Here is an 11,947-nt window from a genome sequence, read left to right as displayed (position 1 = left end):
CATATGGCCCAGCCCATTGCGAGGAAAGGGAGGTGCGCGATACAATGTATCTCAATTAGTCGCTATGGAGATCTTTATGGCCGCCACTACCACCATGATTCACGTCCGGGTAGACGAGAACGTTAAAGCGCAGGCTGCGGAAACGCTGGCCTCGATGGGGCTATCCCTTTCCGATGCGATTCGCGTTTTCCTGACCCGCGTCGTCGCCGACAAGGAACTGCCATTCGCAATCAGGGCGCCAAATGCCGATAGCCGCGCTGCAATGGCTGAAGCCAGCGAGCTCATCAAGAGTCACAATGCTCGCTTCACCAATGCCGAGGCCTTGATCGATGAGCTCGAAAAAGCCAGCCCCGAGTAAGCGGGCACGCCTGCCGCGGGCTTCGGATTACACCAAGGAATTTCTCAAGGATTGGCAGCGCTTGTCGCACTCTGGCCGGTATGATATGGCCCGGCTTAAAGGGGCGATGATGTTGCTGATGTCCAATTATGGTCCACTGCCGCCTGAGTGGTTGGATCACCAACTGATCGGAGACTGGGCCGGTTACCGGGAATGCCATATCGGAGGAGACTTCCTGTTGATCTACGCGCTGGACGACAGCGGCAAGCACGGCATGGTCGTGTTTGTTCGTAGTGGGACGCATTCCGAGCTTTTTTCATGAACGGCTTTTCCTCTATTGACGTTGCGGTTTCGGTGTTGCTTCAAAATAATTTGTGATATCCGTCACATTTTTTGTTGTAGTTGGGCGATAATGTCACGTCTGCGCAAGGGGTAGGCCTGCGTGTAGCTGAAGTGTTCTCTCTGTCACCCAAATGAAAAAACTCATCCAACCGAAGAACGAAATCGAACAGGTGCTGCTCAAGTTCAAGAGCACCTTCGTCACGGTCGGCACTTTCAGTGCGATCAGCAACCTGCTGATGCTGGTGCCTTCCCTGTATATGTTGCAGGTGTATGACCGTGTTCTGGCCAGCCGCAACGAAATCACTTTGTTGATGCTGACCCTGATTATGCTGGGCGCATATATGTTCATGGGCGCGCTGGAATTGATCCGCAGCTTCGTGCTGGTGCGTGTGGGCGCCAAGTTCGATATGGAGCTGAACAAGCGCGTTTATACGGCCGCCTTCGAACAAAATCTCAAGTCCGCCGGCGGCAATGCCGGCCAAGCTCTGAGCGATCTGACCAATCTGCGCCAGTTCCTGACCGGGAATGCGCTGTTTGCCTTCTTTGATGCCCCTTGGTTCCCGATTTACCTGATCGTGATCTTCTTCTTCCAGCCATCGCTGGGCGTGTTCGCGCTGTGCGGCACCGTGGTGCTGGTGATCCTGGCTTATGTTAATGAGCGCGTGTCGCACAAGCCACTGGCCGAAGCCAATGCCATGGCTATCGCCTCCGGCACCCTGGCGACGAACAATCTGCGCAATGCCGAAGTGATCGAATCCATGGGCATGCTGCCCAATCTGCAGGGCCGCTGGTTCAAGCTGCACGGCCGCTTCCTGCAGCTGCAGGCCGAGGCGAGTGAAAAGGCGGGCACTGTCGGTGCCATTACCAAGTTCGTGCAGGTTTCCCTGCAATCGCTGGTGCTGGGTTTTGGCGCCTTGCTGGTGCTGGAAAATAAAATCACCCCCGGCATGATGATTGCCGCTTCCATCCTGGTTGGCCGCGCGCTGGCGCCGGTGCAGCAAGTGATTGGCGTGTGGAAGAGCTGGAGCAGCACCCGCAGCGCCTACGAGCGTCTGACCAAGCTGCTGGAGACGAATCCGGCCCGCGATGCCGGCATGGAGCTGCCTAAGCCGCAAGGTAATTTGTCGGTCGAAGGCGTGACCGCTTCGCCGCCAGGCATGAACGTGCCGATCCTGAAAGGCGTGAGCTTTGCGATCCAGTCTGGCGATGTGCTGGGTGTGATTGGCCCGAGCGGTTCGGGAAAATCGACGCTGGCTCGTCTACTGGTGGGCGTATGGCCGTCCGCCGTAGGCAAGGTGCGTCTGGACGGTGCTGATATTTATCAGTGGAACAAGGCCGAACTGGGGCCGAACGTGGGCTATTTGCCACAGGATATCGAATTGTTCGGCGGCACCATCGGTGAAAATATTGCACGCTTTGGCGACGTGGATTCGGAGAAAGTCGTACTGGCTGCTAAGCGTGCGGGGGTGCATGACATGATTCTGCACTTGCCCAGAGGCTACGATACTCAATTGGGCGATGGCGGCGCCGGTCTGTCCGGCGGTCAAAAGCAGCGCCTCGGGCTGGCGCGCGCCATGTATGGCGACCCCTCCATCATCGTGCTGGACGAGCCGAATTCGAATCTCGACGACGTGGGCGAGGCCGCCCTGGTGCAGGCGGTCAGCGATCTGCGCGCACGCGGCAAAACCATTGTGTTGATCACCCACCGCACCAGCGCGATTGCCGCCACCACGAAACTGCTGCTGCTGCGCGATGGCATGGTAGGCGCCTTTGGTCCGACCAACCAGGTGTTAGCCGCCTTGCAGGAAGCCAACCAGAAACAGCTGGAAGCCCAGCAAGTAGCCGCGCGCCAGCAGGCTGCCCAGCAACAAGCCACCGCCCAGCAACAAGCTGCGCAAATGGCGGCTGACCGTGCCTTGCAGGAGCAGGCTCAGGCAGTTGCCGACAAGGCCGCAGGCGCCGCAGCGGAACAGGAGTAAGCATGTCTGATATCGTAAAAAAACAGCAGTCCGCTGCGGACGTCATTTCTCATATGGTGACGCCGTTGGAAGTGAATACAGACGCCCGCAGCTACGCGCGTCTGGGTTGGATCATCGTTCTGGTCGGCGTCCTCGGCTTTTTGTTGTGGGCCTCGTTTGCTCCTCTAGACAAGGGCGTGCCTATGTCTGGCACTGTGGCCAAGGAAGGTAACCGCAAAGCCGTGCAATATCCTGTGGCCGGCGTGGTGGAGGACATTCTGGTCAAGGATGGCGACCACGTGAAGGCGGGCCAGCTTCTGGTACGTATGAATGACGCCCAGCCGAAGTCCTCACTAGAAACGACCGTGGCCCAATACTTGGTGGCGCGTTCGACCGAGGCTCGCCTGCTGGCAGAACAAGCAGGCAAAAGCAGCGTGGCGGTACCGGAAACGCTGCAAGCCTATAAAAACGATCCGCGTACGGCCGCCAATATTGCCTTGCAAAATGAGCTGCTAGCTTCGCGTCAGTCAGCTTTGCGCAGCGAATTAGGGGTGGCGGATGAAAACATTGCTGGCTTGACTGTTCAAATCAAGGGCTTGCAGGAATCGCGCGATAGCAAGAAAGCCCAGCAAGCCTTTTTGAAAGAACAGCTGGACAATACCCGCGACCTGGCCAAAGAAGGCTATATTGCTCGCAACCGTCTGCTGGAACTGGAGCGCACTTATGCTCAGATCACGGGCTCCCTGTCTGAAGACCTGGGCAATATCGGTCGTTCGCAGCGCCAGATTATGGAACTGAGCCTGCGCAAGAGCCAGCGTAGCCAGGAATACCAGCGCGATGTACGCAACCAGCTGGCCGAAGTACAGAAGGAAGCCGAAGCCCTGCATAGCCGCATCCAGGGCCAGCAATGGGAGCTGTCGAACGTGGAAGTGAAAGCACCAGTGGATGGCATTGTGGTCGGTTCCAGTGTTTTCACCCGTGGTGGTGTGGTAGCTCCCGGTGTGCACATGATGGAAATCGTACCGAGCGACGACGGCCTGGTGGTGGAAGGCCAGTTGATGGTCAATCTGGTAGACAAGGTGCATTCCGGCTTGCCGGTGGAATTGATCTTCTCGGCTTTTAACACTAACAAGACTCCACATATTCCGGGCGTGGTGCTGAACGTGGCAGCGGACCGCACGGTGGATGACAAATCGGGCATGCCTTACTACAAGGTACGCGCCAAGGTCAGCCCGGAAGGCGCGGCCCTGATCGCCCAGAAGAAACTCGACATCCTGCCCGGCATGCCGGTGGAAATGTTCGTGAAGACGGGCGAACGCACCATGATGAGCTATCTGTTCAAGCCGGTCGCCGACCGTGCCCACTCGGCCATGTCGGAGGACTAAGCGTGCGCCAGACTTTGAAACGTCACCTGCCCCGCTTGCTGCCCATGGCCGTGGGCGCTGCCCTGATGCTGCACGGCAGCGGCGCGGCAGCCCTCGGCCTGCTGCAAGCTTACGAGGCGGCCCTGCAGAACGATCCCGCCTACCGCGCCGCCCGCTACGCGCGCGACGCCGGGGCGGAAAACCGCATCGTCGGCCGCTCCACCTTGCTGCCCTCCTTGTCGGGCAGCTTCAACGGCAGCAAGAACAACAGCACCATTGGCTTCGACGGCAAGGAAAGCCCGCGCGACTATATCTCGCGGTCCTCCACGGTCCAGCTGCGCCAGCCGCTCTTCAGTTTGGAAGCGCTGGCGCGCTACAAGCAGGGCGTGGCGCAGAGCGACTACGCCCAGATGCAGTACGCCAGCCAGTCGCAGGAAGTGATCGTGCGCGTGGTGAACGCCTATCTCGACGTGCTCTACCGCAAGGACCAGCTGGCACTGGCGCGTGCCCAGCGCGATATGTATGCCGAGCAGCGCCAGGTCAACAACCGCCTGTTCACCAAAGGCGAGGGCACGCGTACCGATATGCTGGAAACCCAGGCCCGTCTGGACCTGTCCGAAGCCCAGCTGCTCGAAGCCCAGGATGAGGTCGCCAACGCCACCAGCGCCCTGTCCGGCATCATCGGCGGCGAAGTGGATGAACTCGACCCGCTGGCACCGGGCTTCCGCGTCCAGGCTGCCGACCAGCGCAGCTTTACCGACTGGAAGACGCTGGCGCTGGAACAGAATCCGGACGTGCGCGCCCTCACCAATGCCGTCGAGATCGCGCGCCAGGAAGTGAACAAGCAGCGCTCCGGCCACGCGCCGCGGCTCGATTTTGTTGCTGTGTACCAGAAGAGCGCTTCGGAAACGATCAATCTGTACAACCAGGATACGACGGTGCGCAGCCTGGGCATCCAGCTCAATATTCCGCTGTACAACGGCGGCGCCGTGAGCGCGCTGACGCGCCAAGCCGTGGCCAACCAGGAAAAAGCCAAGGCCGACCTGCAGACCCAGGTCGACAAGGTCAGCACCGAGTTGCGCCGCCAATACAATCTGGTGGCCAGCAGCGTCACCCGCATCGCGGCGCTGGAAAAAGCCGTGTCCTCAGGCGAATTGTTGACGCAGGCGACGCAGCAAAGCATCAAGGGCGGCGTGCGCATCAATCTAGACTTGCTCAACGCCCAGCAGCAGCTCGTCAGCAGCAAGCGCGACCTGGCCCAGGCGCGCTACAACTATCTGCTGTCCTCGCTGCGCCTGCGCGCCGCCGCCGGCATCCTGAGCGGCGAAGACTTGCGCGCCATGGCCGCCTATTTCCGTTGAGGTGAGTCATGTTGCACGATGAAGTCGAAGTCACGGTCGGGGGCGTCAGCTACCGCTTCAGCCAGCTGAGTGCCGAGGCGCAGGAGCAGGTTACCAATCTGCAATACGTCGACGCCCAGATTGCCGACCTGAAGTCCAAGCTCGCGGTCTACACCACGGCCCGCTCGGCCTACGAAAACGCCCTGCAGCTATTGCTGCCGCGCACGACGCAGTAGGTAGTCGACCTTGCCGCAAAAGCCAGCTCTGCTGGCTTTTGTTTTATCGGCGCCCGAAAATGCGCGATAGGGTGCGGTATTGTGTTATATATAACAAAATACCGCACCCTCCAGGCAACCATATGGTCACTTATCTGAGTCAGGCTGTTGACGGGATTCTCGATTATGGCTGGCGCATCTTCTATGCGTCGATGATATTTTTTGCGGCCGAGATGCTATGGGGGCGCAATCGCTACACGCTATGGTCGCGGCTGCGCAGCGCCGTGTTCTGGCTCAGCTACATCGTCATCACGGTGCTGTTTTTCACCTGGTTCAATCAGCTCTGGCGCGGTTTGGGTATCCAGCCCCTGTTCAAGCTGCAGTTGGGTTGGCTGGCCAGCACGCCGTATCCCATGCTGAATGTGGCAGGGTGGATACTCGTCTCCGTGCTGGCAGCCATTCTTGGCGAGTTCTTCTACTACTGGTTTCACCGCGCCCAGCACCGCTTCAGTTGGCTTTGGGCCTTCCACAGCGAGCACCATGCGCTGCGCGAAATGAGCGCGTGGAACAGCAATCACCACTTCACCGAAGAGATCCTGCGCATTCCCTTCATCACCTTGCCGCTGACGCTCTTATTACAGGTCGACACCGGCTATGTGCCGTTTCTGCTGATTTTCCTGATTGGGCTGCAAGGCCAGTACGAACACTCGCATACCCGCCTGCATCTCGGGCCATTACGCCATATCATTGCCGACAACCGCTTCCACCGCATCCACCACTCGGTCGAAGCGCGGCACTTTGACAAGAACTATGGCTCCTTCACCTCGGTATGGGACCAAGTTTTCGGCACCGCCTATTTTCCGGCCAAGCACGAGTGGCCCGACACCGGCATCGACGCGCACGACGAAGCCAAGACCCTCTCCGAATTCCTCTTCCGCCCCTTCCGCAAGCTGCTGGGCAAGCAAGCCTAAGCCCCCTTTGATCCAGCGCAAACAATGTCCTACCGTGGTGTCAGGCACCAGGGTAGGACATTGTTTGACTTAGATCAGTAAATGTCCGGTTTTGGTGCCTGACACCAGGGTGGGACATTGTTTGCGGAAGATCAAACCGCAGGCTTTAGCGCCGGCTGGCCGTGGCAGTGGGGGCAGGAGACGCCGAGCACGTATTCGGGCGCGAGCTGCTGGCGCGGCGTGACGACGGCGCGGCAGGCGAAGCATTGCACGGTTTCGGTGGGTTCGAGCTTGGGATTGAGCGCGGTGCGGTAGTCGAAGACGAAGCAGTCGCCGCTGTAGTGGGCGCCGCCGACTTCTTCGAAATACTTGAGAATGCCGCCTTCGAGCTGGTAGACGTTGTCGTAACCGATGTTCTGCATGTGGATGGCGGCTTTTTCGCAGCGGATGCCACCGGTGCAGAAGGTGACCACGGTCTTGCCGTCGAAGTCGGCCTTGTGCTCTTCGATCACGGCGGGGAATTCGGTGAATTTTTTGATGCGGTAGTCGACCGTGTTGTCGAAGGTGCCGACGTCGACTTCAAAGTCGTTGCGGGTGTCGACCATGACGACCGGCTTGCCCTCATCGTCATGTCCCTGGTCCAGCCAGCGCTTGAGCGTGTGCGCTGCGACGAAGGGCGCGCGGCCGTCTTCGGGCTTGATCAGCGGCATGCGCATGGTGATGATTTCCTGCTTGATCTTGACCAGCATGCGCTTGTGCGATTGTTCGGCCGACAGGCTTTCCTTCCATTCCAGATCGGCCAGGCGGGCGTCGCTGCGGACCCAGGCCAGGTAGTCGTCGATATGGGCGCGGGTGCCGGAGAGGAACATATTGATGCCTTCCGGCGTCAACAGAATGGTGCCTTTCAGGCTGAGGCGGGCGGCGATGTCCTGGTACTGGAGGCGCAGCGCGTCCAGATTGTCCAGGGTGATGAATTTGTAAGCGGCAATATTGACGTAAACGGCAGGTGCCGCGCCGGCCTGGGCGGGCGCGCTCGAAACAGTTGCTTGCATGGTAAATATCGGTAAACGCGGGACAGGCGACATTATAAGCCTTATCGCCATGCAGGTTTGTATCATGCCCGAAAAAGCGGCAAAAACGCCCGCCGCGCCGGGCGCCGGAGCTCAGGCCGGCGGCCGGGCGCGGAAGCGGTCCAGTTCGGCCGGCGTGCCGAGCACATGGACCGTCTCGGGCGCCAAGTCGCTGATCGCGATCTTTTTCCCATCTTGCAGCAATTGGCGGTAAAGCGGCGCGATATAGCGTTCGCCGCGCACCAGATTGGCCGGGTCGGCGAAAAAGCGCGCATAGGCGTCGGCATAGTCGGCGGCGCGCGCGAACCAGTACAGGCCGATGGACGCGTAGTCCGAAATGCGCTGCTTTTCAGCCAGATCGCAGGCCCAGCCATCCTGGCCCAGGCGCACGAAGCTCCAGTGCTCGCCTGGCACCTGAAAGCAGGGCACCCAGCCGTCCGCGCCGGGCCGGATGTGTTCCGGGCGCAGGGCGTCGGGCTGCACATAGGTGTCGATGTTATAGACCAGCAGCGGCGCCGCGGGCCGCCACAGCGCGCGCGACAGCAGGGCGCTGGTGGCTTGGCCGTCGGTCAGGCTGTCCAGTTCGACGATGTGCACGTCGTGCAGGCCGAGGGCGGCGCATTGCGCGCGCACATAGGGCCCGGAATGGTTTTCCGCGAGGCAGACGAAGATCAGGCGGCTGTCGGCGTCGAGGAAATGCCGCAGCGACAGCATGGACCAGTGGAACAGGCTGCGTCCATGCACTTCGATCTCGTATTTCGGCACGGTGTAACCGGCCTCATAAAAGCGCGAGCCGCGCCCGGCCATGGTGATGACGATATTGGCGCTCATTCGTGGCCGCCCAGCAGCTGGTGGATTTCCGCTTCGGACAGGCGCAGGAACTCGTCGGGCCGCACGGCGCGGTCGTCGATGTAAAAGCCCTTGTTGCGCGGCCAGGGTTTGCCGAACAGCAGCTCGTCATAGGGAATGTCCCAGCGCGCCAGCCATTCCAGCAGCACCGGCGCCGTGTGCTTGTTGATCAAGCCCAGATTGTGGTTGTGGGTGCGCATATTGCGCGAGGTGTACAGCAGAATGCGGTAGCCGCGCTGCTGGTATTCGCGCAGGCGCTCGACCATGGCCGGGCGCGGCACCAGGTCGGCATAGCTTTGCTGCGGGGTTTTGATGTCGCACAGCGTGCCGTCGATATCGACCACCAGCATGCCGTCCGCTTCGTCCTTAATCACTTTCTACCTCGTCGAGTATGGCGTGCGCCTTCAGCAGGAAGGCGACGATCTTGTTGGGAATGTCGATGTGCAGCGGCAGCATCGACAGGAACAGCGACGCTTCGCCCAGGCGCAGCAGGCGCGCGTCATAGCCCTGGGCGCGCAGTTGCTGCCGGAACAGCGCCTTGAGCGGCGCGTGCTGGCCCTGGCGCAGCTGCAGCACCAGCCGGTTGTCGTCGGCAAAGCTGACCTGGTACAAGCCGTTGTTGATGAAGTCGTAATCGCCCAGCACGCTGTGCGACACCTTGCACAGATCGTAGAACGGATGGGTCCACAATTCTTCCTCGCTGAGCGCGCCCTTGGGATCGATCAGCTTGAGCAGATAACGGCTCTGGTCGTACAGCACATTGGAGAAGCAGGGATCGCCATGACCGATCGCCATCTGCTCCAGGGCAAAGCCGGCTTCGTGGCGCGCGTACAGGCGGCGGAAGCGTTCCAGCTGGCGTTCCAGCGCCAGTTCCGGCGTGGAGCTCTGCACCAGGGCATTGATGCGGCGGCCCTCGTCCATGGCCAGGAACTGGCTGGCGCGCTGCTCCAGCTTGTCGACGAACAGGGCGCGCGCGGCGGCCGCTGATTGCGCCTTGCCGCAGTCGCGCCGCGGACGCTGGGCCAGGAAGAACAGCAGGCGTTCGATGAAGGCGGTGAAGCTGGCGGCGTCGAAGGCGTCATGCACCCATTGCAGGGCAGCGTCGGCCAGATAGAAACGCTGCATGCGGTAGGAGGCGCGGCCGGCCTGCTCGCGGTAGTCGAAGGGCTGCACCAGCCAAGGCTGCATCGCTTCGGGCACCAGCTGGTAGAAGCGGTATTCGGCTTCGAGCTTGCGGCAGTCGGCCGAACTCTTGGTGTAGTAGTAGTTGTCCGCCTGCACCTGGTTGAAGTGGCGCGCCGCTGTGGCGCCGGTGGTGAAGGAGAGCAGGTCGCGGATCAGGCCCAGGTCGAGCGCCTCGAGCGCCTGCACGCGCTGGCTGCCGTGCCAGGCGCGCTCCCAGCGATGCAGCGGCGCCGCCTCGAAGGCGGCCCAGTCGGCCACCAGCGCGTGGCCATTGTGCAGAAAGGCCAGCAGCGGCTGGTACAAGCGGTCCGTAAAGTCTTCCTCGGCGTAGGGCAGGCGCTCGATCAGCTGGCGCAGGCGTTCGGGCTGGGCGAAGCCGGCGCGCCCGGCAATGATGCAGATGGCGCAGTCTTCGCCGCTGGCCGCCAGCGCGGCGCGCAGCGGCGGCAAGTCCTCGGCGCTGCGCAGGCGCAGCAGGCGCTGCTGCGCCCATTGCGGCAAGCTGGCGCGGAAATGCTCGAACAGCGTGCGGCGCTGGAAGATGATGTCGCCGAAGCGGCGCTGGCCGACCAGGCTGCGCACTTCCTCGGTGCTGAATTCGCGGTCGTCGACGACCAAAAACAGGTTCGGATGCGGTTCGGACATATCAAGACCTCGTAAGGCGCATGCGGGCCGCCAGGCTCAGGGCGGCCAGGAAAAGCAGGGTCAGGGCCACCAGCGCCAGCGACTGGTATTGGCCGAAAGCGCCGGCGCCGCCGCCGGGCAGGCTGGCCAGCAGGCCGGCGGCGAACATGGCGCTGAAATCGGTTTCGGCGGCGCCGAGCCGGTTCAGGAACAGCGACAGGGCGGCGATTTCGAGCGACCAGATCAGCACCGACAGCAGCAGCAGGCCGGTCAAGCGGCCTTCGACCGAGCGGTAGATGTCGAGTTCGAGCTGGCGCAGCGCATGGCTCACGCGCAGCAGCCACAAGCCGTGGCGGCTATGGCTGACCAGCACCAGGTGGCGGTTCAGGTAGACGAAGGTTTTGGCCACGGCGAACATGGCCAGCAGGCCGAACAGGCTGGCCAGCACGAAGAAGAAGAACACGGTGCGCATCGCTGCCGGCACGCGCACGTCGAACAGGTACAGGCCGAGGATGAACAGGGCGATCACGACCACGTCGCCAAAGCGTTCGGCCAGCCAGACGGCGCCAGCCTTGCGGCGGAAGTCAAAGACGTGGAACAGGGCCGCCAGACGCAGGATTTCGCCGATCTTGAAGGGCAGGAAGCTGCTGGGGAAGGCGGTCAGCGCATGCGCCGCGCTGAGCGCGAAAGCCTTGTCGCGCTGGTCCAGCGTGAGCAGCACCAGGCGCAGCATGCGGAACAGGTGGGACAGGCCGTAGAGGGCGGTGGCGCTGAGCAGCAGCAGGTCGGCGCCGCGCGCCATGTCGCCCAGGTCGGACCAGTGCCGTCCAGCCCAGAGCAGCACCAGGGCCGCCAGCAGCAGCAGGTAAATGCGCAGGGTCCGGTTCATGGCCGCTTCAGCCGCGCGGCCCATGCTGCTGCACGATGCGCCCGCCATACGCGGCAAACGCCTTGCCGCGCATTTCGCTGGCCAGGAAGGCGCCGCGCCGCAGGCCGTAACTGGCCAGCAGGCGCAGCACCTTGAAGGCTTGGCGGAACAGGCGCACATTCGATACCTGGTCTTCCTCGCGCCAGCTGATGGGGAAGAAGCGCACCGTCTGGCGCCGGTGGTAGCTGGCCAGCAGCATCACGTAGTTGAAGGTCAGGTCGTCCGGGAAGGCGCGGTAATAGCCTTCGCGCAGGGCGGCCAGCCGGTACAGGTTCAGGCCCGAGCCGAGGTCGTGGATGGCGCGGCCGGCCACCAGCGAGAACAGGACGTTGTAGACGTGGTTGCCGACGGTGCGCAGCAGCGAGTAGCCGAGCAGGCGGCTGCCGCGCATGAAGCGCGCGCCGAGCAGGCAGTCGGCCGTCTGGTAGCTGCCGTTTTCGAGTTGCGGCAGCAGGTCGCGGATATCGGCCTGGTCGTCGCCATGCAGCACCACCAGGTAGTCGAAGCCCTGTTCCAGCGCGTAGGCGAAAGCGGCTTTGTGCGAGCCGCCCAGGCCATAGTTGTCGTCATTGGTCCAGGCCAGGAAGCGGCACCGCTGGAGGCGCTGGCCGGCGCGCTCGATGGCCGCGTCCAGGGTGCGGTCGGGCGAGCGGTTGTCCACCACCATGACAGTGTCGACCCAGGCTTGCACCCTAGCGTCGAACTGGTCGATGACCCGGGTGATCTGCTGTTCGCAGCGGTAGGCCGGGATGAAAACGAGGATGCGGGGCTTGTGCATGGCGGTA

Annotated in this window: 13 protein-coding genes; 7 read left to right on the top strand and 6 right to left on the bottom strand. The window is 61.9% G+C overall.

The features are described from left to right. Window positions 1-76 precede the first annotated feature (76 nt). The 7 genes from FHS03_RS05410 (at window position 77) to FHS03_RS05380 (ending at window position 6,527) form a co-directional block, all read left to right on the top strand. Window positions 77-358: a type II toxin-antitoxin system RelB/DinJ family antitoxin gene (locus tag FHS03_RS05410; RefSeq protein WP_183439969.1), complete on the top strand. Its 282-nt coding sequence runs from the start codon at window positions 77-79 to the stop codon at window positions 356-358. Then, window positions 330-659 carry a type II toxin-antitoxin system YafQ family toxin gene (locus tag FHS03_RS05405; protein WP_183439968.1) on the top strand — a complete coding sequence of 110 codons (330 nt, stop codon included), beginning with the start codon at window positions 330-332 and terminating at the stop codon, window positions 657-659. Before FHS03_RS05410 ends, FHS03_RS05405 begins: the two co-directional genes overlap by 29 nt. A gap of 151 nt (window positions 660-810) precedes the next feature. Further along, window positions 811-2,658, top strand: coding sequence for a type I secretion system permease/ATPase (locus FHS03_RS05400; RefSeq protein WP_183439967.1), 1,848 nt, complete (start codon window positions 811-813; stop codon window positions 2,656-2,658). Between the two features lie 2 nt (window positions 2,659-2,660). Next, window positions 2,661-4,022, top strand: a complete 1,362-nt coding sequence (locus FHS03_RS05395; RefSeq protein WP_183439966.1) for an HlyD family type I secretion periplasmic adaptor subunit — start codon at window positions 2,661-2,663, stop codon at window positions 4,020-4,022. A 2-nt stretch (window positions 4,023-4,024) separates the two neighbouring features. Then, complete coding sequence (locus FHS03_RS05390) at window positions 4,025-5,362, top strand: TolC family outer membrane protein (protein WP_371871595.1); 1,338 nt, start codon at window positions 4,025-4,027, stop codon at window positions 5,360-5,362. An 8-nt stretch (window positions 5,363-5,370) separates the two neighbouring features. Next, a complete protein-coding gene (locus FHS03_RS05385) occupies window positions 5,371-5,577 on the top strand; it encodes a DUF6447 family protein (protein WP_229426065.1) in 207 nt (68 codons plus the stop codon). 122 nt (window positions 5,578-5,699) lie between these two features. Then, complete coding sequence (locus FHS03_RS05380) at window positions 5,700-6,527, top strand: sterol desaturase family protein (RefSeq protein WP_183439965.1); 828 nt, start codon at window positions 5,700-5,702, stop codon at window positions 6,525-6,527. A 131-nt stretch (window positions 6,528-6,658) separates the two neighbouring features. Here the strand turns inward: FHS03_RS05380 and FHS03_RS05375 are convergent, their stop codons facing one another. The 6 genes from FHS03_RS05375 to FHS03_RS05350 all read right to left on the bottom strand — a co-directional run bounded on the left by FHS03_RS05375 (window position 6,659) and on the right by FHS03_RS05350 (window position 11,940). Further along, window positions 6,659-7,558 carry a sulfurtransferase gene (locus FHS03_RS05375; protein ID WP_183439964.1) on the bottom strand — a complete coding sequence of 300 codons (900 nt, stop codon included), beginning with the start codon at window positions 7,556-7,558 and terminating at the stop codon, window positions 6,659-6,661. Between the two features lie 111 nt (window positions 7,559-7,669). Further along, window positions 7,670-8,407, bottom strand: coding sequence for a glycosyltransferase family 2 protein (locus tag FHS03_RS05370; protein WP_183439963.1), 738 nt, complete (start codon window positions 8,405-8,407; stop codon window positions 7,670-7,672). After that, on the bottom strand, window positions 8,404-8,799 hold the full coding sequence (locus FHS03_RS05365) for an HAD family hydrolase (RefSeq protein ID WP_371871593.1): 396 nt from the start codon (window positions 8,797-8,799) through the stop codon (window positions 8,404-8,406). Before FHS03_RS05365 ends, FHS03_RS05370 begins: the two co-directional genes overlap by 4 nt. Next, window positions 8,792-10,255 carry a hypothetical protein gene (locus tag FHS03_RS05360; protein WP_183439962.1) on the bottom strand — a complete coding sequence of 488 codons (1,464 nt, stop codon included), beginning with the start codon at window positions 10,253-10,255 and terminating at the stop codon, window positions 8,792-8,794. The genes FHS03_RS05365 and FHS03_RS05360 overlap by 8 nt, the downstream gene beginning before the upstream one ends. A 1-nt stretch (window position 10,256) precedes the next feature. Next, a complete protein-coding gene (locus tag FHS03_RS05355) occupies window positions 10,257-11,123 on the bottom strand; it encodes a lysylphosphatidylglycerol synthase domain-containing protein (protein ID WP_183439961.1) in 867 nt (288 codons plus the stop codon). Between the two features lie 7 nt (window positions 11,124-11,130). Further along, window positions 11,131-11,940, bottom strand: a complete 810-nt coding sequence (locus FHS03_RS05350) for a glycosyltransferase family 2 protein (protein ID WP_183439960.1) — start codon at window positions 11,938-11,940, stop codon at window positions 11,131-11,133. Between the last annotated feature and the right edge of the window lie 7 nt (window positions 11,941-11,947).

The sequence above is a fragment of the Pseudoduganella violacea genome (genome assembly GCF_014191875.1).
In the GTDB taxonomy this organism is placed as follows: Bacteria; Pseudomonadota; Gammaproteobacteria; order Burkholderiales; family Burkholderiaceae_D; genus Rugamonas; species Rugamonas violacea_A.
The sequence above is the reverse complement of the archived record's forward strand: the minus strand, read 5'-3'. Positions and strand labels throughout refer to the sequence as shown.